Raw genomic sequence first — 21,226 nt, 5'->3', positions numbered from 1 at the left:
TGAACGCGCGCACCTCGCACCACGGCTCGGCCCCGCCCGTGAGCGCCACGAAGCCGACCTTGTCCCCTCCTCTCGAAAACTCGAGGGAGCGGAGCTTGTCGACGTCCCCCTTCGCGGCCTGGATCAGGCCGTACTCGTGCAGCAGTTCGCCGATCTCGCAGTCCTCGAGCTTGTCGAAGAAGTGTTTGCGCTTGAAGTGACCGGCCCGGTGGTCCGGCGAGGTGGCGAGGGGCTTGCCGTCGCGGAGCTGAACGGTGGTGGCGAGGGGCTTGCCGTCGCGGAGCTGAACGGTGGCGTCGAGAAGCGTGCGCACGTCGAAGGTGGAGTTGAACACCTCAGGCACGCCGCGCTCGATGTCCATGAGCGTGTAGACGGCCTCCATCGGGGTCCGCACGGAGTACTCGGTGGTGAAGATGCAGTCGCGCTGCGCCGACTCGGCGAACTGGCCGATGAAGGCGAAGTTCTTCGCGCCCGGAGAAAGGGTCGCGCTTGGCGATCTTCTCGATGTAGCGGGGGATGCGCTCGTCCAGCGTCGTCACGGTGCAGGACTCCCACTTCGTCTCGGGGATGTGCGAGCCGAAGACATCCGGGTGGCCGAAGGACTCGTCCTTCGCCGCGATCTTGCGCCATAGGTCCCATGCCGGGGCCGGCCCCTCCTTGAGCGTGGCCGGGCGGTGGTGGCATCTAGCGCACGTGCACGCGCTTCGGGGCGTGGGTCATCCTCGTTGCCACCGCCGGTGTGTTTCTCACCGGCGACTTTCTGGCCAAGCTCATGTTCCTCCAGCAGCCGACGAAGATGGCCTCCGCCGAGGCGCTGTGCCGCACCGAGACCGACCCGGCTTTTTCCATCCTGACGACTTCCACTCTGAACAACTGCGAGTCGTCGACGCGCAACGGCCCCTCGCGACTGCCGACGCCGTCCAGGCGTGGGCGACGGGAGCGGCCACGCTGGCGATTGCGCTGATTGGCGTCACCGCCTACCCCGGTTCCCCGGTCTGGCTGGGCATGCTGGTGATGCTCCCCCTCGCCGCCTTCGAGTCGCACGCCGCGCTGCCGGATGCTGCGGTCCACGCCCGCGACGCCGCCGAATCTGCCGCGCGCCTGCGCCGCCACCCGTCGCGGCGGGCACGGGCGGGCCGTGGAGGCCCGGGGGCTGCGCGCCCCCGCCTCCGTCCAGGCCCTAGCGTCCTCCAGCACCCGCCTTTTCGCTGAGGACGCGTGGGTCTTCGCCACCACGGCGCGCGACAACCTGCGCGTCGCCGCGCCCTCGCTTGGCGAGGCCACCGCAACCGCCGTCCTCGCCGCCGTCGGCTTCGACTTCCCGCTGGACTTTCCGCTGGCCAACGGCGCGGACTCGCTGTCTTCGGGCCAGCGGCGACGCCTGCTGCTCGCCCGCGCGCCCACCTCTCCCCCGACGCCGCCGACTCGCTGCTGGACACGCTCCTGCGCGGGCCGCTGCCCGGCCCGGAGCCCTGGCGCACCGTGGGCGTGGGGGCGCACGACGAGGGGTGATGTGCAGGGAATACGGTGACCGTGCTGCCGTCGCAGATGCTCGTTAGTGAATGCGTGTTAGTCGAGAAGGTGGGCGCCGGACGACGTGCCCCACTCAACTAACGAGCAATTGGCCCACGCGCGAAAAAGCGGCCGGTGAATGTTTTCCACCGGCCGCTTCGCCTTGTACCCCGTACGGGATTTGAACCCGTGTTACCGCCGTGAGAGGGCGACGTCCTAGGCCGCTAGACGAACGGGGCGCGTTCGCTTTTGAATGCGACTCGCTAACAGTAAATGACCCTGCGCCAAGAACCAAATCGACTGGTTGCCGCCACCTTATGCGGGATAGATGAGCGGCGCGTTCACGCTCAGGCGGACGGTGTCCCCCACCGCGGGCTTCGGGTCCGCCGCCATGCGAGCGCGGAACTCGACACCGTTGGATTCAAGGTTCACCGAGTAGCTGGTCACCTCGAACAGCACGGACGTGACCGTCGCTTGCACACCCGCAGAAAACGCCGGACCCACCTGGACTGCATCGGGCAGCACCGCCACCGTCACTCGTGCCCCGTCAGACAGGCCGTCGCTGCCGCCCTCGTTGACCTCGGAACGCGGCCAACGCAGCGAGGGGTTGTTGACGACGATTTCGGAGCCGCGCACGGTGCCGTCGAGAAGCGTGGCGTCCGCGATGAAGGACGCGGCCCACGCTGTCGCTGGGCGTGTGACCACAGCGTGCGGTGTGTCAAATTGCTCGAGCTGGCCACCGTGAAGCACGGCGATGCGATCCGCAACGGCAACCGCTTCCTTGCGGTCGTGCGTGACATGAACCGTGGTGAGGTCATGCTGGCGGGTCAGGGAGACAATTTCACGGCGCAGCGAATCGCGCAGAGGCTCATCGAGGGCGGACAAGGCTTCGTCGAGAAGCAGCACTCGCGGATGTGCGACGATGGCGCGGGCCAAAGCGACGCGTTGGCGTTGGCCGCCGGACAAGGTCCCTGGTTTCCTGTCGGCGTAGCCCTCCAGCCCGACGGTAGCCAGGGTCTCCTCCACTCTGCTTTTCACATCCGAGCCTTTCACTCCGGAACGGCGGAGCGGGTAGGCGACGTTGTCCGCGACGCTCATGTGGGGCCACACGGCATGCTGCTGAAAAACCATGCCCATTTGGCGCTTCTCCGGCGGTGTGTCCGACACATCCTCCCCGCCGAGCGCGATGGCACCTTCCGACGGTTCAATGAATCCGGCGATGGTGCGCAGCAACGTCGTCTTGCCCGATCCCGATGGCCCGACGAGCGCCACGAATTCCCCGCTGGGAATACGCAAGGTGATGCCGCTAAGTCCTGCTGTCCCGTCGGGGAACGTCACGCCCAGGTTGTCGATGTCGATGTCGCTCATCAGGACTCCTTCGCGGGGTTGCGCACGGTCAGGGCAAGCGCGGCGATACCGATCACCACGAACATGAGTGCCAGTGCGGAGGCTTGGTTGTAGTTACCGGACTGCTGCAAATTGAACAGCTGCACGCCGATAGTCGTGGTGCCAGGGGCCACGAGCAGAATTGAAATGGTCAACTCCCGCACGGCTGTCACAGCCACGAGCACTGCTCCCGAGGCCACGGCGGGCAGCGCCATGCGGCCGCTCGTGTCCCACAGGGCGCGCAGACGGCCGGCGCCGGAGATCTGCGCGGCTTCTTCCACCGCCACGGGAATCTTCCGCAGCGGCGCGCGCACCGCCTGCAGCACCATCGATGTGAAGGCGCAAACATAGGCGAACAGAATCACCCAGCGGGTGTTGTACATGTCCGTGTAGCGCGAGACGATCACCCAGCCGACGCCGATGATCAGGCCGGGAAGCGCCGACGGCAGCAGGGTGAGCAAACTCAAAACCGTATTCGAGCGGGCCTGCGTGCGGGTGACCAGCAGCCCGATCGCCCAACCGAAGAGGCCGCACAGAACCGCCGCGCCGGCCGCGAGGGTCACCGAGTTGATGAAGCCTTCCTGCACACGCGGATTCGACAGCGTCCGCGCGAAATTGTCGAGGGAGATCGTCTCCCACGTCAGCGGCACGCCCGGGGCGGGAAGGAACGCGCGGCGCGCAAGCCCCAGCACCGGACCCAGCGTGATCGCCAGCGCTATGACCCACGTCGCCACCGTCACAGGCCATTTAGCGCCGCCGAGCGAGAGCTTCATCGACCCGCCGCCGCTCACCGTCGACGAGCCGCGGCGGGAGACCAGGTAATCCGCCACGACCGCGCCGATTCCCAACAGCATGAGCACAGCGCCCACCGTGGAGACGACCTGCAGCGGATTGCTCACCGTCCCGGATTCCATGAAGCGGTAGACCATCGTGGCCAGCGTCTCGAAGCGCACGGGCGAACCGAGAATCGACGGAATGCCGAAATCCGCCAGGTTCGCAACCGCCGTCAACGTGAACGAGCTCAGCAGCGCCGGGCCCAGCAGAGGAATCGTCACCGTGCGCAGGACCGTCCAGGTGCCCGCCCCGCCGACGCGGGCGGCGAGCTCCAAGTCGGAGGGAATCGACCGCAGCGCCGCCGCCACGATCACGTACACCAGCGGGTACGAGTGCAGCATCATCAGGAAAATGACGCCGTCCGCGCCGTACATGTCCCACAGTGGGCGTCCGAAGACCGCGTTGAGGCCCTGGTTGCGCCCGAAGAGCTGCAGCCACGAGATCGCGCCAACGAACGGCGGCACGAGCAGCGGCGAAAGCAGAAACAGCCGCAGCGTGCCCGCGCCCGCAATATCGGTTCGTTCCAGCAGGATCGCGACAGCGGTTCCAACGACCACGGCGCTTATCGACGACGCTAGTGTCGTGTACACCGAATTCCACGTCGCCGCGGCAAGGCCCCGCTCCACCAAGACTGGGAACTGGTTGCCACCGAGCGCGAGTGAGATGACCATTGCCAGCGGCGCGATGAAGATCGCTGCCGCCAGCAGCCAGATGCCCAGCCGCGCCAAAGCGACGCCGCCGGAAGAAAAACGTGTGCCCACTATGTCTCGACTCGTCCGTTTGAGTGACCGTGACAGATGTACGGGAAGGCCGGGGACGGTCGTCCCGCTATTTTACTTGACTGCGTCCTGCAAGAACTCGACGGAACGCTCGCGGTCGTTCGACAGAGTCTCATCGTCGACAGTCATGAGTTCGATCTCCTCGAGCTTCGGTGCGTCGCCCGGGGTGCCCACGGAGTCGACGACCGGCAGGTAGTTCTGCTCGACAGCGATCTTCTGCGCCTTCTCCGACAGGATGAAGTTGATGTAGCGCTGGGCCGCTTCCTTCTTCTCCGAATCCTTGAACACGGCGATCGGCTCGGTGATGTACGGGGAGCCCTCGGTGGCGTAGACCTCCTTGATCGGAGAGCCCTTCGCCGCCAGGTCGCGCACCAGGTAGTCCACAACGACGCCGACCGGATGGCCGCCGCCAGCGATCTCCTGGGAGGTCGGGCCGTTGGAAGCGGCGATCATCGGCTTGTTCTTGCCCAGGTCTTCCACCCAGGTCTCGCCGAGCTTCTGGTTGTTCATCCACACTGTCGCGTTGAAGGCAGCCGCGCCGGAGACAGCCGGGTCGGGCATGACGACCTTGTCCATGAACTTCTCGTCCGTCAGGTCTGCCCAGGAGGCCGGTGCGTCACCCTGGTCGATGACGTCGGTGTTGTACGCGATGACTGTCGGGATGAGGCGGGTGCCCACGTAGAAGCCGTCGGCGTCGACGACCTCCTCGAGCACATCGTCCGTCTTCACGTCATCGAATTTGGTCAGCAGGTCCTCGGACTTGAAGCCCTCGAAGGTCGGTGCGTCAGCGGCCCAGATGATGTCGCCCTCGACCTTGCCGGAGGACTTCTCCGCGTCAATGCGCGCCTTCAAATCGCCGGTGCCGGCACGGTAAACCTCGACCTCAACATCTGGGTTCTCCTCAGTGAACGCCTGGTTGATCTCGTCGACCTTCTCCTCCGGCTCGGAGGTGTAGACGGTAATGACGGTCTTCTCGCCGGACTGTTCGGCGGTGCTGTCGCCGTTACCGCCTGCTGCAGAATCATCGGTGCTCGGCTCAGAGCAGCCGGCCAGTGCGAGCGCGGCGGCGCCACACACGGCGATCAGGGACAGGGGCTTACGGGAAATGCGCATGACAGTGTCGTCCTCTCAGATAGTTCTCAGACGTCGCTCACCGTAGCACCGCCTGCCCCACCCCGCTCGGCAAGAGACCCAGGTCTCTCAGACTAGCCCTCGCGCATCTTCTCCCTCCGCATATCTAGCGCGAGCGCGATGCCGATCACGGCCGCGTGGACGTTCTGGTCGAGGCCCGGCTCAAAAGCAATGCGGTACGTCGTCTTGCCCATCAGCGCCCTGCCAACGCCGGAGAATTCTGCGTCGACCCGTGCGATCGGGTGCCCCTGGCTCGTCAGCGCGTAGTTGAGCTGGAAGACCTCTCCCTTGATCTCCACCTGCGGGTAGCCCGCGATATCCACGTCGTATTTCGCGCCGATCCAGGCGAACCGCTTGGTGATGTGCGCGAGTTCCGCGTGGCCACCGGTCTGGAGGTCGGCGCGGTACACGGTGTACCGGTCGCGGATGAGATTCACCGGGTCCTCAACCGCCAGCACCAGTGCACCAACCGCATCGAATACTTCGACTCCGCGGGAAGCTTTGAACAAATCGCTGAGTTTCCGAGTCTGGCGCGCCATTCCGAGCTGTGTGCCCCGTGCGTCGGCGATGGAAAACTCGTCGCGGCCGATCGCCTTGGACTGGGAGATGATGAGTTGATTCGCTTGCAGCATGGCGGCCAGCATAACGAAAAACCTCCGGCCCGCTTCTGTAGTGAAGCCGACCGGAGGTCCACGTAATTCTACTTTGTACCCCGTACGGGATTTGAACCCGTGTTACCGCCGTGAGAGGGCGACGTCCTAGGCCACTAGACGAACGGGGCAAAGGACTTCATGTCCAGCAATCCTGTCGAGCTTCACCTCAACTGAACTGCAGCTGGCCTACCAGGACTCGAACCTAGAATGACGGTACCAGAAACCGTAGTGTTGCCAATTACACCATAGGCCATCGTTCCTTCAGCGCTTCCCGCGTTGTGCGAGTTGCTCTGAACAACGACGATTACTATAACCACACCGGCGATACGGGACCAAATCAGCTGGTCACCGCACTGAGAACGACCCTTGGAATCACGCCGGTGTGATTAATTCTGCGGGCCATATGCCCCACGTGATCCCCTACTCGCCGGCAGCGGACACGTAGGGCGTCTGCTCACGTGCCGAACGCAAGCGGGCCAGCGTGGATTCGCGGCCGAGAAGCTCCATGGACTCGAACAGCGGCGGGGACACAGCCGCGCCCGACACAGCCACGCGGAGTGCGCCGTAGGCCTTGCGGGGCTTGAGGCCGAGATCGTCGATAAGCGCGCCGCTGAGCGCGTTCTCGATATTCTCGGTGGTCCACTCCCCCACGCTTTCCAGCGCGGCGATGCCCGCATCGAGCGGCTCGGCAGCGTCTTCCTTGAGGTTCTTCTTCGCCGCCTTCTCGTCGAGCGTGAGTTCCGCATCCGGGGTGACCAAGAATTTCAGCAGGCCGTATGCGTCGCCGAGCATCTTGATGCGCGTCTGCACGAGGTCCGCGGCGACAGCGAATTTGTCCTCCGGGTAATCGGCTGGGAAGTCCGTGTATTCCGTCAGGTACTCGCGCAGGCGGTTCTTGAAGTCCTCCGGCTCGAGCAGGCGGATGTGGTCGGCGTTGATGGCTTCGAGCTTCTTCTGGTCGAAGCGCGCGGGGTTGCCCAGCACGTCGCTGATGTCGAATGCCTCGACGAATTCGTCGACGCTGAAGATATCCTGGTCCGCCGAGAGCGACCACCCGAGGAGCGCGAGGTAGTTGATCATGCCCTCGGGGATGATGCCGTTGTCGCGGTGGTTGAACAGGTTCGACTCCGGATCGCGCTTGGACAGCTTCTTGTTGCCCTGGCCCATCACGAACGGAAGGTGGCCGAATTCCGGGGTGAAATCGGTGACGCCGATGCGCTGGAGAGCCTCGTACAGCGCCAGCTGGCGCGGGGTGGACGAGAGCAGGTCCTCGCCGCGCAGCACGTGCGTGATGCCCATGAGCGCATCGTCGACCGGGTTGACCAAGGTGTACAGTGGCGCGCCGTTGGAACGGGCGACCACGTAATCAGGCTGGGTGGAAGCTTTGAACTCCACGTCACCGCGGACCAGGTCGCGCCACTTCCAGTCCTTCTCCGGCATGCGCAGGCGCCACACCGGCTCGCGCCCCTCGGCCTTGAACGCGGCGACCTGCTCGTCGGAAAGGTCGCGGTCGAAATTGTCGTAGCCGAGCTGCGGGTCGCGGCCTGCGGCGATGTGGCGCTCCCTGACCTCGTCCGCCGTCGAGTACGCCGGGTAGACTTCGCCGGCCTCGATCAGCTTGTCCAGGATTTCCTTATAGATATCCATGCGCTGGGACTGGCGGTACGGCTCGTGCGGGCCGCCCTTGATCACACCTTCATCCCATTCCATGCCGAGCCACGTCAGCGAATCGATGATGGCCTGATAAGACTCCTCGGAGTCGCGGGCGACGTCAGTGTCCTCGATGCGGAATACCAGCGTTCCGCCGGTGTGTCTAGCTTGCGCCCAATTGAAAAGCGCCGTCCGGACCATCCCCACGTGGGGCGTTCCGGTCGGCGACGGGCAGAAACGTACTCGTACAGGTGCGTCAGTCATGCACCCAACTGTAGCGCGCTAGCGGATAACCGCTTACGTGGGCAGCTACTTGCTCACGCGGGACAGCACGGCCCACATATCGTTCGCGGTGGACGGGTTGTACCACCAGAAGTGGTTGGAGCCGTGGACCTTGATGGCCTGCACCGGCTTCTTGCATCCGGTCGCGGAGATGCGGGTGGCGTTGTTGCTCAGCGGGGTCTTGCTGATGCGGCCGATATTGCAGCCGTTGCGGCGCTCGTAGGAGCTGAACAGGTCAGGCACACCCAGGTAACGGGTGCCGCGGCGAACACCGCCGTGGTAGTTGGTGAGAGTGTCGTTCGTGCCGTGGTAGGCGAGGAATGCGACCGGGATATTCTGGCAGTTGGAATTCACCGGCCAGTAGTACGCGCCCGACACGCCGGCGACGCCGGCGAACAGATCCGCCATGTGACAGGCGGACACAGCGGCCATGCCGCCGCCGGTGGACATTCCGGTGGCGTAGATGCGGCGGCGGTCGATGTTGTAGTAGCGCTGCACATCGTTGATCATCGCGCGGACGAATCGGATGTCCTCGCCCGGGCGGGTCGCAGAGGTGGCAGAGCCTTCCCACGATGTTCCGATCGCGCGCGGGTAAACAATGATCGCGTCACGGCCGACATTGGACTCGCGCAGGCGCGAGTAGTTGCGGAAATTCTCCGTGGAATCCTGGTACGCGGAGTACCCCACCATCACAGGGGTCGGACGGGAAGCGTTGTAGCCGCGCGGAACCCAGATCAGGTAGGAGCGGTTGCCCACGCGGATCTCACCGTTATGGCCCGGCGCCACCGGCTGACCGGCGGCCGGGCGCCACGGGCCTGCCGCCTGGCGCGGTGCCGGCGCAGGGTTCTGAGCCGGTGCCGGGATCGGGTTGTACGGCACCGAGGAGCCCGCTTCCTTCGGGATGGCACCGTTGACTTGGCGGGCCATGTCGTTCCACGCACGGTTGGCATTGTTCGCTGCGCCATTAGCCGCCCGCTCAACAGCATTCGCCGCATTGCTGGAGCCGGCTGTCAGCTGGTCGACATTGGGAATGCTTTGTGCCTGCGCGGGAGCGGCGAGAACACCCACTGCCATGAGCATGCTGGCAGTGGCGCCCACAATTCGGCGGCGCCAAGAACGTGGGGATTTCATGTGCGGCCTTTCGGGAAAAGATTTGAGGCAGAAAATAGGCCGTCGAGGCGAGGGCAGAACGTCTAAACCCCAACAGTCACGCGCGTAACAGTAGTTGCAGATCTCCCGATCCTCAACGGAACTATGCAAGAAACTTGAATTTACCTGAAATACCCTGAATACCTAGTCGTGACCGTGCCGGACCCCACCCCGAACGTGGGATCGTCCCAGACTAGAATTGGGCCACATGTCTTCCCGCAAACCGGACTCCGCGCCCGATTTCCTGTTGTCGCGCGCGGACGGTTCCGTGCGCACACAAGGGTCGGTAAGGAGCTTTATCGATGCATGGGACGCCGCCACTGCCCTCGACCGAGGCGAGGTCCCCATGGTCGTCGGCGCACTCCCCTTCGACCGCGACGCTCCCGCCGCGCTGACCGTGCCCGAGAGCATCATCAGAGAACCGGGTACGCTCGAGCCGCATGCCTACTACCGCACTGGCGAAGGCGCCGCACTGTCGGCCCGCGTGACCGGCTACGACCCAGAACCGCACGAGCACCTGCGCCGAATCGAAGCTGCGGTGGCCACGATCAACGATTCCCTGCTGGACAAAGTGGTGCTCGCCCGGGCGGTGGACATCGCTTTCAACCCGCCCGTCGACCCCCGCACCGTCGCCGCGCGCCTGATTGACTTGTCGCGCACGCGCGACGGTTTCATCGCCGATCTCACCCCCGCCGGCAAGCACGGGCACATGATCGCCGGCTCCTCCCCAGAGCAACTGGTCAAGCGTGAAGGCTTGAAGGTTACCTCGTATCCGCTTGCCGGTTCCGCCGCGCGCGTTGCCGGCGACCCGGCGGCCGATGAAGCTGCTGGGCAAGCTCTGGCGAACTCACAAAAGGATCTCGACGAGCACGCATTCGTCGTCGAGCACATTCGGGAAATCCTCGCGCCGCTTTGCGACGACTTGTCTATCCCCTCCCGGCCTGTTCTGACCAAGACGAACGAGATGTGGCATCTGGCCACCCCGATCACCGGTACTCTGCGCACCCCCGCCCCGAACGCGCTGGACTTGGCGGCTCGCCTCTACCCCACCCCCGCAGTCTGCGGTACCCCGCAGCATGCCGCCGAGGCCCTCATCACCACAGCCGAATCCGACCGGTCCTTCTATGCAGGCACAGTCGGCTGGTGCGACGACAACGGCGACGGCGAGTTCATGGTGTCCATCCGCTGCGCCGAGGTCAGCGGCGACGGCACCGCCGCACGCGCCTGGGCTGGCGGCGGGCTCGTCGCCGCATCGGACCCCGAGGCTGAGCTCGCCGAGACTACCGCGAAGCTGCGCACCATCCAGCGCGCGCTCGGGCTTTAACTCGCTGCTCTTCTATTAGGCGCGCTCAACCGGGTTACGGAGTTTGCCGATTCCCCCGATCTCCACCTCGATGGTGTCGCCCGGGACCATTTCCGCGGTGCCCGCTGGCGACCCGGTGCAGATGACGTCGCCCGGCAGCAGAGTATAGGCCGAAGTGATGAACTCGATGATCGTGCCGAGCTTCCAGATCATCTGGTTAGAATTCGAGTCCTGCTTCGTCTCCGTCGCACCGTCGTGAGTCAGGTGCGCTTTGATCGGCAGGTTGTCGAAGTCGAATTTGTCCAGATCGGTCTCGATCCACGGGCCCAGTGGGCAGAATGTATCGATGCCCTTGGCGCGCGCCCACTGGCCGTCGCTGAATTGAAGGTCGCGTGACGAGACGTCGTTGACGATGGTCACACCGCGAACGACAGACTTCCAGTCTTCAGCCTTGACATTCTTGCACGGACGGCCAATCACGAGAGCCAGCTCGCCTTCGAACTCGACGCGGGTGGCAAAGTCCGGGATCTTGATCGGCGCTTCGGGGCCGATGACCGCTGTCGGCGGCTTGAGGAACAGCGTCGGAGGCAGGTGCTCGGACGACTGCTTGAAGACCTCGGCGACGTGGTCGGCGTAGTTGCGGCCGATCGCCACCACCTTGCTGGGAAGCATCGGCGCTAGCAACCGCACATCGTCGAGCTTCCACTCCTTGCCCGTGTACTCGGGTTCGGTGAACGGAGTAGCTTTGATCTGCTTCGCAGTGGTCGCGTCATCGTCGATGACCGCGAAGGTCATTCCCTCAGGTGTGGCAATTCGTCCAAAACGCATGCCCATGAGCATACGCCACCGCGTGCCCTCACCGCTTAGGGTTACCCTTTCAATTCCGGTTTATTGATAGCTGACAAACCATGGGCGCGGATCGACCGTGTTATACGTCTGGTCTGGGGTGAACATCGGCATGTCTTCGTCGATGAAGTTCTTCCACGCCATGAAGAACTGCGGCTGCAAGTCCTGACGCATGACATTCCAGGTCTCGAATTTCTGCTCCGGCAAGCCATGGCCGTCAGCGTGCAGGATGAAGGACAGCTCCGGTGCGGACGTGTCGATATTCTCACGGTCCGGCAGCATCGCGATCTGGAACTGGTGGACGATTAGCGCTTTCTGCGGGAGATCATTTTCGCGCGTCAGCTCGGCCAGCCATTCCGTGGCCTCATTGATCTCGGCCGCGGAGGCCGAACCGACTTGCGCCGCCGGTTGCTGTCCCGGCTGGAGCTTCCACTCGGCATCGAGCGCCAAGCCGACATTCGGCCGCTTGAGCAGTTCTTCGTAGAGCACCGCCTGTTCCTTGAACGTGGTCAGGCCCGGCTGCAGATCGATCACGGCGTAACCGCCTGCCTCGGTGATCGCGTCGATGTACGGGACGAGTTCTTCTGGGTCCGACTCGTTGGTGAAATTGCCGTCGTCGCCCGGATCGGAAGACGCCACGGTGGCGATCACCTCGAATGCCGGGATAATCTTCTCGTCGGTGAGCTCCTGGTACTGGCTCACCCAGTCCTTGACCACGCCCACTGCCTCAGCCGGCGGCTGCTCACCCATTTGGCCCAATGCGGGGCCGGACGGGTGACCGTAGGTGGCGATCATGCGGCGCCCCGGGAACACCAGCCCGCCGCCGCCCGGCAATTCGCCGTTCTTAGCTAAGTCGATCGTGGATTGGAAACGCTCCGAGCTGCCGAACTGCTGGCCGAGGGCCACTGCCTTTTTGCCGTCGACCTGGTCCATCGACTCCTTGGTCACGCGTGGGTCGGCATATGACAACACGGTGACCGGAAGTTTGGTCGCTGCCGCGGTCGCCGCGGCGGCGAACGAGGTCTGCTCAGTCGCGAAGATCGGGACTTCCTCCGGCTTCTCTTCGCCGTCTTGTGCACCGGCCTGATCGGCGATCGCCTGAATCTCCGCGTCCGTCTCCGCGTTCACCGGCTGGGTGTCGGCGATGAGCTTCGTGTCTTCGTCATCGGTCTCTTCGCCGGCCTTCTCCCCCACGTTGATGACGCGGTCGGCGCCGAGGCGCTCGATTTCCGCGTCGACTGTGGCCGCGGCCTTTTCGGAGCTGTAACGGGTGAGCATCGGCGCGCCGAGCTCGACTGCGATCGCGGCAGCCTTCAGCTGGTTCTCCCGCTCACCGTCGGAGACGACGACGGTATCTGATTCAGAGAAGAATTTCTGGGAGACCTCCGCGCCGGTGCCGTCCGGGTCGGCAATAACGGAAGAGCCGTCTTTGACCAGGGACGCCGCGAAGCTATCGCTGTCCGAGGCGGCCGAGGAATCGGATCCCCCGCTTCCGTCGCCACCGATTGCGGAGCATCCGGCGAGCAGCATCGTCGTGGTCGCCGCGATCGCGGCAGTCGTGGTCAAACGGGAAGTGAAACGCATGAGAAAGACCCTACTTCAGGAATTCCGCGATGCGGGTTCCCACCCTTTCAGTGAAGCTCCCAGTTTCCCTATCATTATCGCCAGCATCCCGTGCGGCATCCTTCCGGGCTGAGACATCCGCTGCGACGGCATCTTCGATGCGGACGGCAGACGCTTCGTCGTCAAGCCAGCGGAGCATCATAGCCACGGACAGGATCATCGCGGTCGGGTCCGCAAGCCCTTTACCCGCGATATCCGGCGCGGAACCGTGGACCGGCTCGAACATCGACGGGTTGGTGCGGGAGGCGTCAATATTGCCGGAGCACGCCAGACCCACGCCGCCGGCGACCGCGCCAGCCAAGTCGGTGAGGATGTCGCCGAAGAGGTTGTCGGTGACGATCACGTCGTAGCGGCCCGGGTCGGTGACCAGGTAGATCGTCGCGGCGTCGATGTGGTTGTAGTCGACGGCGACCTCCGGGTACTCCTTGGCCACCTCATCGACGGTATTCTGCCACAGTGCACCAGCATTGGTGAGCACGTTAGTCTTGTGCACCAGCGTGAGCTTCTTGCGGCGAGCCATCGCGGTCTCGAAACCGTGGCGGACCAGGCGCTCAACGCCGTAACGGGTGTTCTGGGACACCTCGCACGCGACCTCCGCAGGAGTGCCCTGGCGCAGGGTGCCGCCGTTGCCGGCGTAGAGGCCCTCAGTGCCCTCGCGGACGACCACGAAGTCGATCTCGCCCGGGTTGGCCAGCGGGCTCACTGCGGTCGGGTACAGCTTCGACGGGCGCAAGTTCACGTAGTGGTCCAGCTTGAAGCGCAGCGGAAGCAGCAGGCCACGCTCCAGCACGCCGGCCGGGACACGCTCCGGGTCGCCGATCGCACCGAGCAGAATCGCGTCGTGCTCGCGCAGGCTGGCCAAGTCCTCGTCGGTCAGCAGCTCGCCGTTGCTCAGATAGCGGCGCGCGCCGAGGTCGTACTCGGTGAGCTCCACGTCCCCGCGCACCGCGCGCAGAACCTTGAGGCCTTCTTCCATCACCTCGGGGCCGATGCCGTCCCCTGCAATAACCGCAATTTTCATGCGCTTCAGCTTAACAACAACGGCTGCCCGGATTGGCCTCTTGGTGAGCCCACCGTGCCTTCCAGAACTCCCGTTCCGTCATCAGTTCCGCATCCGGATGGTGCGCGCGCTGATGGGCGCAGTACTTCGCGTAGTCGTTATCCCCCATCAGCTCCTTGATATACCAATTCGTCCACTTGAACGCCGCGACGGCGCCGTGTGCGATCGCGCCCATTAGTACCCCGCTCCCGCCGGTGAATTCAATTCGATGCTGTACTCCTTCGCCACCGCTTTCTCTTCCGCCGTGGCGAACATTCCGCGCTGGCTGAATAAGGTGGACGGCACGTCCGGCTCTTCGTTGGTCTCGATCTCCCCGCCGCGCGTGTGCGCCTGCACCGCGCGCACGCACACCACCACCGTCGCCACCACAACGACGATGACGAGGGCTGCGAAGAAGACAGACAAGATGCCCTGAATCATCGTGTTGCGCACGACAATGTCAATCTCCTCCGGGCTGCCCGCGGCCTGGAATGTCTCCAGACCCTGGTTGCGCGCGTCCTTGTACTTGGCATGCTGCGCGAAATAGCCGATCGCCGGATCGCTGCTGAAGATCTTCTGCCAGCTCGCCGTCATCGTGATGATCAGGTCCCACACGAGCGGGACCACCGGGATCCACACCCACTTGAACAGCCCCTTCTTGAACACGATCGCGGTGACAAGGCAGAGTGCGATCGCCGCCAGCAACTGGTTGGCGATGCCGAAGAGCGGGAAGAGCACGTTGATGCCGCCGAGCGGGTCGGTGACTCCCATGACGAGGATCGCGCCCCACATGCCGCAGACCAGAACAGTGGAGACCCAGCTGCCCACGCGCCAGGACGGATCCTTGAACTTCTCCAGGCCGGAGATATTGCCGATCATGTCGCCCATCATGAAGCGGGCGACGCGGGTGCCCGCGTCGATCGCAGTGAGGATGAATAGGCCCTCAAACATGATGGCGAAGTGGTACCAGAATGCCTGCATGCCCGGGTGGCCGACGATATTAGTCATGATCTCCGACATACCGATGGCGAATGTCGGCGCGCCGCCGGTGCGGGACACAATGCTCGGCTCCCCCACCGCCTCGGCCAGCGCCGTCAGCTGCTCCGCGGAGACTCCCTCGCCAGGGATGTTCAGGCCGTTGACGAATTCAGCCGCGGTCGCTTCCTCGCCACCGGTCTTCGCCTTCGGGGAGTTGATGGCGAAGTAGATGTGCCGGTCGAGCACGACAGCTGTGATCAGCGCCATGATGGCCACGAAGGACTCCATGAGCATGCCGCCGTAGCCGATGGCGCGGGCGTGCGTCTCTTTCTCCAGCAGTTTCGGGGTGGTGCCGGAGGAGATCAGAGCGTGGAAGCCCGACAGCGCGCCGCAGGCGATGGTGATGAATAGGAACGGGAACAGGTTGCCGGAGAAGACCGGTCCGCCGCCCTCGAGACCGAAGGAGGTGATCGCCGGCATGTGCACTTCAGGGCGGTCGATTAGGATCGCCAGCGCCAGCATGACGATCACGCCGATCTTCATGAAGGTGGACAGGTAGTCGCGCGGGGCGAGCAGCAGCCACACAGGCAGGACGGAAGCGATCACGCCGTAGATGAGGATGCAGACAGCGAGCGTGGACTTAGACAGGGTGAACAGCTCCGCACCCCAAGAGGTCTCCGCGACGTACCCGCCGCCGAGAATCGCCGCCATAAGCAGCACCACGCCGATCGCGGAGACTTCCGCGACGCGGCCCGGACGCAAGAAGCGGCCGTAGACACCCATGAACAAAGCAATCGGAATTGTCATCGCGATGGAGAACACGCCCCACGGGGACTCCGCCAGGGCGTTGACCACGACCAGGCCCAGCACGGCGATGATGATCACCATGATGACCATGGTGGCAATGCTGCCGGCTACACCGCCGATCCGGCCCACTTCTTCCTTGAGCATCTGCCCCAGGGAGCGCCCGCGGCGGCGCTGGGACACCGCGAGGACGAGGTAGTCCTGCACCGCCCCGGCGAGCACGACGCCGATGATGATCCACAGCGTGCTGGGCAGGTAACCCATCTGCGCGGCCATGACCGGGCCCACGAGGGGGCCGGCACCGGCGATCGCCGCGAAGTGGTGGCCGAAGAGCACGCGGCGGTCGGTGGGAACGAAATCGGAGCCGTCGTTGACGTACTCCGCCGGCGTCGCCCGGGTGTTCCGCGGCTTGACCACCTTGTATTCGACGAGACGGGCATACAGGCTGAACCCGATGATGTAGGTGCCGATGGCCGCCAACACGAGCCACACCGAGTTGATGGTCTCGCCGCGGTGCAGCGCGATGGCGCCCCAACCGAGTGCGGCGAGCACCGCCGCAAGACCGATCACGATGCGCTCGACGGTGCCGATCACTTTCTTCGGCTTCACGCCGACGACGTGCTCTTTGCCGTCGGGTGTCGTGGTGATTTCGAGCCTGTCGCGCGGCACTGCGCCCGCGCCAGACTCGTCGCGTTCAACTGCTGTGGTCAAAGTCGCCCCTTTAATTAGGCCGTGAAAACAAGTGCGTCAATATTCGCATATGCGCGGGGGCGGGCGCAGAAAAATCCCGGATTAATTCACATCCGGGATAAATTTCTTTCGCTGGGGCGTATAGTCCCTGCTAGACGTGAAAATCAGCGACGAATATTTACGCGCACACGCTAGTCGAGCACGAGCTGGAAGCAGTCGGCTTCAATGGATTTCGCGACAGATGCCTCGAGGTCCGCCGGAACCTCGGACTCGACGCGGAGAATGAGGAACGCGCCGTCGCCCTTCGCGGACTGAGTGAGAGCAGCGGCCTCGATATTGATCCCCTGCTCGCCGAGCTGAGCACCGACGTGGCCGAGGGCGCCCGGCTTGTCGGTGTAGGACAGGAACAGGTTGCGGCCCTGAGCACGCATATCCACGCCGCGGCCGTTGATGCGCACGATCTTCTCCACGCGCTCAAGACCGGTCAGCGCGCCCTCGACAGTCGCGGTCTCACCGCCCGCGGAGACGACCTGCACCTCGAGTGCGGAGCGGTGGTCGCGGGACTCGTTCGCCACACCGGACTCGACGTCCAGGCCACGGGACTCGGCGATGGCAGGAGCGTTGACGAAGGTCACCTGCTCCTCGACGATGCCGGAGAAGAGGCCGCGCACGGCGGACAGGCCGAGAGTCGACGGGTCCTCGGTGGACAGCTCACCGCGGGCAGTGACGCGGAGGGACGCCGGTGCGTCGTCGAGAAGCTTGCCCGCAAGCAGGCCGAGTTTGCGCGCGAGCTCGAGCCACAAAGCGACCTCCTCGCCCACGGCGCCACCGACGACGTTGACGGCGTCCGGCACGAACTCGCCGGCCAGCGCTTTCAGCACAGAGCCCGCGACATCGGTACCCGCGCGGTCCTGCGCCTCGCTTGTCGACGCCCCCAGGTGCGGCGTGACCACGACTTCGTCGAGGGCGAACAATGGAGAATCCGTGCAGGGCTCCGTCGAGTACACGTCGAAACCTGCGCCGCGGATGGGGCCGTTCACGATGGCGTCGGCAAGCGCCTGCTCATCGACGAGCCCTCCGCGCGCGGCGTTGATGATGATCTGGCCTTCCTTCGCCTTCGCCAAGAGCTCGGCATTGAACATGCCCTGCGTTTCCTTGGTCTTGGGAAGGTGGATGGTGACGAAGTCGGCGCGGGAGATGAGCTCCTCCAGCTCCACGAGCTCGACGCCGAGCTGTGCTGCGCGCGACGGGTTCGCGTACGGGTCGTAGGCGATGATCTCGGTCTCGAATGCGGCGAGGCGCTGGGCGAACAGCTGGCCGATATGGCCGAAGCCCACGATGCCGACGGTCTTGCCGTAGATCTCCACTCCCTTGAAGGACGAGCGCTTCCACTCGCCGTCGCGCAGCGTCTTGTCCGCGGCCGGGATCTGGCGCGCGGTGGACAGCAGCAGGGCGATCGCGTGCTCGCACGCGGAGTGGATATTCGAAGTCGGAGCGTTGACCACCATTACGCCGCGTTCGGTGGCGGTGTCCACGTCGACGTTGTCCAGACCGACACCCGCACGGCCCACGATGCGCAGGTCCGGCGCGGCCTCGAGCACTTCCTTGTCCACTGTGGTGGCGGAACGAACGAGCAGGGCCTGCGCCTCCGGCACCGCCGCGAGCAGCTCCTCGCGGTTCGGGCCGTCCACCCAGCGCACCTCGACGGAGTCGCCCAACGCGTCCACGGTGGATTGCGCGAGCTTATCCGCAATGAGAACGACGGGCTTTGCTTCAGGGTTGGACACAGATGCGGTCACGGTGCTCATCTCCTACGACGTTGTAGCTGTCAATGGATATTGATTCATTAAACCTTAATCCGGCGACTGCGGAAGCGAGGAAATATTATTTAAATCACCCGGCTGAGTATTTTCCTCTGCTTCCCGGATCCGCTGCGCGAGCTCGCCGCTTGTGCCGAATGCCTTGCCCAACGCCACAAGAGGCAGCTCCGACAGCCCGGCGGTGAGAACAAGCGTCAGGTGGCTCTCCCGCGGGTCGGGCTTGTCCGCCAGATAGACATTCGCGCCGAACGCCCGCGCCGTGGCGACCGCGGCGAGCGAGCTCTCCGGTAGCGCGATCACCTGCGGCGCCATCTCCGCATCCTGCCGGGAACGAACGGGCACCACGCCGGGTTCCGCATCGTCGGCGACATGCTGCTGCGGTCCGTAGCCGGCCCGCAACCACGTCGGCTCCCCGTCAGCCAGGCCAGCCACCGCTGCGGCGGCGTCTTGCTCGGCAGCTACCTCCTGCTCCGTGAAACGGAGTGCAGTCGCCTTTTCCAACGCTACATGACCACCCGGATCCTTGATCACGGTCAGTTTGTCGGTGTAGCCCAGTACCGGCACATTTCCCACCGCATAGACCGTGTGGGTGGACATGCGCTCGATCTCCCGGATCACGTCCGCGTGGCGCTCGCTGCGGTAGATCAGCATGGGTGCGTGGACGGCCACAGCCAACGATGCCGCGCGGAGCTGTGCTGCGGGCGTGTCGTCCGCCAGGATGAGGACTTCGGACGACGGATAGAAGAGCTCACTGGTGGCGAATCCGTCCGGGTCGTCCATCACCACCGGGTGCGGTTCAAACCGCTCGGCGACGTGCCGCGACTGGTTCACCGTGCGGGCCTCTTGCAGCACACGGTCTGCTTGCGGATCCTGCTCCTCGATCTCACCGGCGCAGCTGGTCAGAAGCAGAGATGCACTCGCGACGATGACCGCCGCGGCGCGTGCGCGGCGGTGTTTTCTCGCTCGGATCATTCGTCGCCGGCGCTTTCATTCCCGTCGAGGTCGCGCACGACGCTCTTGTCCATCGCGTACTCGATGATGCCCACCAAGCGGTCCCGGCGGTCGATGAAATAGGCCTGCCAGTTGGAGGTGAACAGATAATCCGGCTCCAGCTCGTGGGTGGCGAGGACCGCATCGAATTCCTCGTCCTCCATGATCGCCTTGGACTGCAGGCGCGACAAGTAACGCTTCGGGTCCGCGTCCTCCATGATCGCTTCGGTCCGCCTGCCCAACGGAGTGCGGTTGAGCACCGACTGGGCCAGGTCGCTGTCCACGCCGTGGCTCCGGCAGAAACCGTCCGGGAACACCTGGTGGAAGCCGGGGCGCAGCTCCTCGACCGTCTCTGCGGTGAACGTCTTGCCCGTGCGCCAATCTCGGGCGCCGCGGGCCATCAGTAGCGCGAACATGCCGCGGTACACCCCGGAATCGGCGCGGGCACTGATCAGGCGGGACTCGCTGAAAAAGGCGTCCTCCACCGTCTTCGGCACCTGATCGGTCTCCCCCTTCGCCCACGGGGTCACCTGATCGACATCGGAGCCGGCCCGGATCGACGAAGCGTGCGCGCCATAGAGCTCGCCGAACACACCGTTCCAGTACCACTTGTTGATGCGGTCCCAGGTGCTCGGCTGTTCCAGGCAGCCCTCCTCCCAGGACAGGCGCGCCAAGATCACGGCCAACGGCACGAGCTGGTGGGAGTACGGAACTTGGTCGACGGAAAAGATGCACCTATCGGAGAGAAATTCCGCCGCACGCTCGAAAGCCGCGAGCAGATCGCTCGAGGCCCAGAGGTAGTCGTGCAGGCTGAGGTTCAAAATATCGCCACGGTGCCCGCGGGCAGCACCCGCCGTGCTTGTGACCAACAGCGAGACTCCGCGCAGGAAGCGCACGCGGTCGATTTCGTCGAGTGCCGGATGCGCGCGCAGCACATTCTCGCATTCATTCCAGTGTGCAGCGAGAGAGAATTCCGGGTCCTCCAGCGCGAAAACGGCAGTGAGCAGTTCGAAGACGTCCATGGACACGCCCTGGGAATTCGCCTGCGCGAAGATCTGCCCCACACCAATCTGGGAGGTGTCGCGGTCCAGGCGAGTCATTGGCAGGTCGTACGCGGCGAGCGGGCGCAGGATGCGCCGGTGGAATTCTTTGACGTCCTCCCGCACAGCCGGGTCGTCGGTGCTGGCGGCCATATCGAAGAGCAAATCGTTGCCTTCTTCCCACAGCAGCGCGGAAACTGGCACGATGAAGTTGTCGACCATGGTCTGGCGGTCGGTCACTCCTCCGTCGATAAGCGGGCCGAAGTGCGAGCGCACGCCCCCGTCGTCGTCGACCTCGAATACAGCTTCCGTCGGCATCGGGTCGCCGGCCACCGCCGCTCGCACGTCGACGAAAAAGCGGCGGAAAATCCGGCGCCCGCGGAAGTCCAGGACCTCGATCCTGCCGTCACCCTGCATGGACAGGTACAACGACGACAGGCGCTGCTGCCCGTCGAGCAGGAGCAAACCCGGCGCTTCACTGGTCTCCGGCACGCCCGGCAGGGGGCGAGGACGGAACCGCATGGGCTCGTTGCGCGTGTCCAGTGCCAGCAGCGTGCCCACCGGATATCCGCGCAACACCGACGCCAACAGGGTGCGAGTGCGGTCAACGTCCCACAGGTACGTCTGCTGGAAATCCGGCGTTTGCAGTTCGCCCCGCTCAGCGCGCGCGAACAGGTCGGTCAAGGAGTAGCTCGGCGTGGTAAACCCCATGGCCCC

General features: G+C 64.6%; 17 protein-coding genes, 3 tRNA genes and 2 pseudogenes. 4 read left to right on the top strand and 18 right to left on the bottom strand.

Annotated elements, in window-relative coordinates:
* Positions 1–112: 112 nt before the first annotated feature.
* Positions 113–680: pseudogene (locus CAPP_RS05245) on the bottom strand (oleate hydratase); the annotation flags it as partial.
* Positions 681–739: 59 nt separating this feature from the next.
* Here CAPP_RS05245 and CAPP_RS11290 point away from each other — a divergent pair.
* The 3 genes and pseudogenes from CAPP_RS11290 to CAPP_RS05230 all read left to right on the top strand — a co-directional run.
* Positions 740–814 (top strand): annotated as a pseudogene (locus CAPP_RS11290) (hypothetical protein); the annotation flags it as partial.
* A gap of 2 nt (positions 815–816) precedes the next feature.
* Positions 817–1,212, top strand: coding sequence for a hypothetical protein (locus CAPP_RS05235; protein WP_234958709.1), 396 nt, complete (start codon positions 817–819; stop codon positions 1,210–1,212).
* On the top strand, positions 1,139–1,531 hold the full coding sequence (locus CAPP_RS05230; RefSeq protein WP_076598443.1) for a hypothetical protein: 393 nt from the start codon (positions 1,139–1,141) through the stop codon (positions 1,529–1,531). The genes CAPP_RS05235 and CAPP_RS05230 overlap by 74 nt, the downstream gene beginning before the upstream one ends.
* Positions 1,532–1,678: 147 nt before the next feature.
* Here CAPP_RS05230 and CAPP_RS05225 read toward each other — a convergent pair.
* From CAPP_RS05225 to CAPP_RS05185, 9 genes are all read right to left on the bottom strand, one after another.
* Positions 1,679–1,751 (bottom strand) — tRNA-Glu (locus tag CAPP_RS05225).
* A gap of 76 nt (positions 1,752–1,827) precedes the next feature.
* Positions 1,828–2,880 carry an ABC transporter ATP-binding protein gene (locus tag CAPP_RS05220; RefSeq protein WP_076598442.1) on the bottom strand — a complete coding sequence of 351 codons (1,053 nt, stop codon included), beginning with the start codon at positions 2,878–2,880 and terminating at the stop codon, positions 1,828–1,830.
* Positions 2,880–4,403 carry an ABC transporter permease gene (locus CAPP_RS05215; RefSeq protein ID WP_234958721.1) on the bottom strand — a complete coding sequence of 508 codons (1,524 nt, stop codon included), beginning with the start codon at positions 4,401–4,403 and terminating at the stop codon, positions 2,880–2,882. Before CAPP_RS05215 ends, CAPP_RS05220 begins: the two co-directional genes overlap by 1 nt.
* A 162-nt stretch (positions 4,404–4,565) precedes the next feature.
* Positions 4,566–5,624: an ABC transporter substrate-binding protein gene (locus CAPP_RS05210; protein WP_076598440.1), complete on the bottom strand. Its 1,059-nt coding sequence runs from the start codon at positions 5,622–5,624 to the stop codon at positions 4,566–4,568.
* Between the two features lie 92 nt (positions 5,625–5,716).
* Complete coding sequence (locus CAPP_RS05205) at positions 5,717–6,274, bottom strand: LURP-one-related/scramblase family protein (RefSeq protein WP_159437723.1); 558 nt, start codon at positions 6,272–6,274, stop codon at positions 5,717–5,719.
* Between the two features lie 76 nt (positions 6,275–6,350).
* Positions 6,351–6,423, bottom strand: a tRNA-Glu gene (locus tag CAPP_RS05200).
* A 53-nt stretch (positions 6,424–6,476) separates the two neighbouring features.
* Positions 6,477–6,548 (bottom strand) — tRNA-Gln (locus tag CAPP_RS05195).
* A 167-nt stretch (positions 6,549–6,715) separates the two neighbouring features.
* Positions 6,716–8,209 (bottom strand): glutamate--tRNA ligase, encoded by a 1,494-nt coding sequence (gene gltX, locus CAPP_RS05190; RefSeq protein ID WP_076598438.1) that lies wholly within the window; start codon positions 8,207–8,209, stop codon positions 6,716–6,718.
* 45 nt (positions 8,210–8,254) lie between these two features.
* Positions 8,255–9,358 (bottom strand): CE1 family esterase, encoded by a 1,104-nt coding sequence (locus CAPP_RS05185; RefSeq protein ID WP_084560471.1) that lies wholly within the window; start codon positions 9,356–9,358, stop codon positions 8,255–8,257.
* Between the two features lie 226 nt (positions 9,359–9,584).
* Between CAPP_RS05185 and CAPP_RS05180 the strand changes: the two genes are divergently transcribed.
* Positions 9,585–10,700, top strand: coding sequence for an isochorismate synthase (locus CAPP_RS05180; protein ID WP_076598437.1), 1,116 nt, complete (start codon positions 9,585–9,587; stop codon positions 10,698–10,700).
* A 15-nt stretch (positions 10,701–10,715) separates the two neighbouring features.
* Here the strand turns inward: CAPP_RS05180 and CAPP_RS05175 are convergent, their stop codons facing one another.
* The 8 genes from CAPP_RS05175 to CAPP_RS05140 all read right to left on the bottom strand — a co-directional run bounded on the left by CAPP_RS05175 (position 10,716) and on the right by CAPP_RS05140 (position 21,220).
* Positions 10,716–11,507 (bottom strand): fumarylacetoacetate hydrolase family protein, encoded by a 792-nt coding sequence (locus tag CAPP_RS05175; RefSeq protein ID WP_076598614.1) that lies wholly within the window; start codon positions 11,505–11,507, stop codon positions 10,716–10,718.
* 60 nt (positions 11,508–11,567) lie between these two features.
* A complete protein-coding gene (locus tag CAPP_RS05170) occupies positions 11,568–13,109 on the bottom strand; it encodes a cell wall-binding repeat 2 family protein (protein ID WP_076598436.1) in 1,542 nt (513 codons plus the stop codon).
* 10 nt (positions 13,110–13,119) lie between these two features.
* Entirely contained in the window at positions 13,120–14,169 is a 1,050-nt protein-coding gene (locus CAPP_RS05165) for a 3-isopropylmalate dehydrogenase (protein ID WP_076598435.1), read from the bottom strand.
* 10 nt (positions 14,170–14,179) lie between these two features.
* Positions 14,180–14,383, bottom strand: coding sequence for a YbdD/YjiX family protein (locus CAPP_RS05160; protein WP_076598434.1), 204 nt, complete (start codon positions 14,381–14,383; stop codon positions 14,180–14,182).
* A complete protein-coding gene (locus CAPP_RS05155) occupies positions 14,383–16,638 on the bottom strand; it encodes a carbon starvation CstA family protein (RefSeq protein ID WP_412459486.1) in 2,256 nt (751 codons plus the stop codon). The genes CAPP_RS05160 and CAPP_RS05155 overlap by 1 nt, the downstream gene beginning before the upstream one ends.
* Positions 16,639–16,850: 212 nt before the next feature.
* A complete protein-coding gene (gene serA / locus CAPP_RS05150; protein WP_076598432.1) occupies positions 16,851–18,467 on the bottom strand; it encodes a phosphoglycerate dehydrogenase in 1,617 nt (538 codons plus the stop codon).
* A 45-nt stretch (positions 18,468–18,512) separates the two neighbouring features.
* Positions 18,513–19,451 (bottom strand): hypothetical protein, encoded by a 939-nt coding sequence (locus tag CAPP_RS05145; protein WP_076598431.1) that lies wholly within the window; start codon positions 19,449–19,451, stop codon positions 18,513–18,515.
* Positions 19,448–21,220, bottom strand: a complete 1,773-nt coding sequence (locus CAPP_RS05140; protein ID WP_076598430.1) for a DUF262 domain-containing protein — start codon at positions 21,218–21,220, stop codon at positions 19,448–19,450. The genes CAPP_RS05145 and CAPP_RS05140 overlap by 4 nt, the downstream gene beginning before the upstream one ends.
* Between the last annotated feature and the right edge of the window lie 6 nt (positions 21,221–21,226).

Origin of the sequence: Corynebacterium appendicis CIP 107643 (assembly GCF_030408415.1) — a bacterium.
GTDB lineage: Bacteria > Actinomycetota > Actinomycetes > Mycobacteriales > Mycobacteriaceae > Corynebacterium > Corynebacterium appendicis.
This window is presented reverse-complemented; position numbering and strand designations above follow the sequence as displayed.

Bases quoted from the DNA above. Each gene is read 5' to 3' on its own strand.
- CAPP_RS05220 (WP_076598442.1), bottom strand. From the start codon at position 2,880: ATGAGCGACATCGACATCGACAACCTGGGCGTGACGTTCCCCGACGGG.
- CAPP_RS05215 (WP_234958721.1), bottom strand. From the start codon at position 4,403: ATGGTCATCTCACTCGCGCTCGGTGGCAACCAGTTCCCAGTCTTGGTG.
- CAPP_RS05210 (WP_076598440.1), bottom strand. From the start codon at position 5,624: ATGCGCATTTCCCGTAAGCCCCTGTCCCTGATCGCCGTGTGTGGCGCC.
- CAPP_RS05205 (WP_159437723.1), bottom strand. From the start codon at position 6,274: ATGCTGCAAGCGAATCAACTCATCATCTCCCAGTCCAAGGCGATCGGC.
- gltX (WP_076598438.1), bottom strand. From the start codon at position 8,209: ATGACTGACGCACCTGTACGAGTACGTTTCTGCCCGTCGCCGACCGGA.
- CAPP_RS05185 (WP_084560471.1), bottom strand. From the start codon at position 9,358: ATGAAATCCCCACGTTCTTGGCGCCGCCGAATTGTGGGCGCCACTGCC.
- CAPP_RS05180 (WP_076598437.1), top strand. From the start codon at position 9,585: ATGTCTTCCCGCAAACCGGACTCCGCGCCCGATTTCCTGTTGTCGCGC.
- CAPP_RS05175 (WP_076598614.1), bottom strand. From the start codon at position 11,507: ATGCGTTTTGGACGAATTGCCACACCTGAGGGAATGACCTTCGCGGTC.
- CAPP_RS05170 (WP_076598436.1), bottom strand. From the start codon at position 13,109: ATGCGTTTCACTTCCCGTTTGACCACGACTGCCGCGATCGCGGCGACC.
- CAPP_RS05165 (WP_076598435.1), bottom strand. From the start codon at position 14,169: ATGAAAATTGCGGTTATTGCAGGGGACGGCATCGGCCCCGAGGTGATG.
- CAPP_RS05160 (WP_076598434.1), bottom strand. From the start codon at position 14,383: ATGGGCGCGATCGCACACGGCGCCGTCGCGGCGTTCAAGTGGACGAAT.
- serA (WP_076598432.1), bottom strand. From the start codon at position 18,467: ATGAGCACCGTGACCGCATCTGTGTCCAACCCTGAAGCAAAGCCCGTC.
- CAPP_RS05145 (WP_076598431.1), bottom strand. From the start codon at position 19,451: ATGATCCGAGCGAGAAAACACCGCCGCGCACGCGCCGCGGCGGTCATC.
- CAPP_RS05140 (WP_076598430.1), bottom strand. From the start codon at position 21,220: ATGGGGTTTACCACGCCGAGCTACTCCTTGACCGACCTGTTCGCGCGC.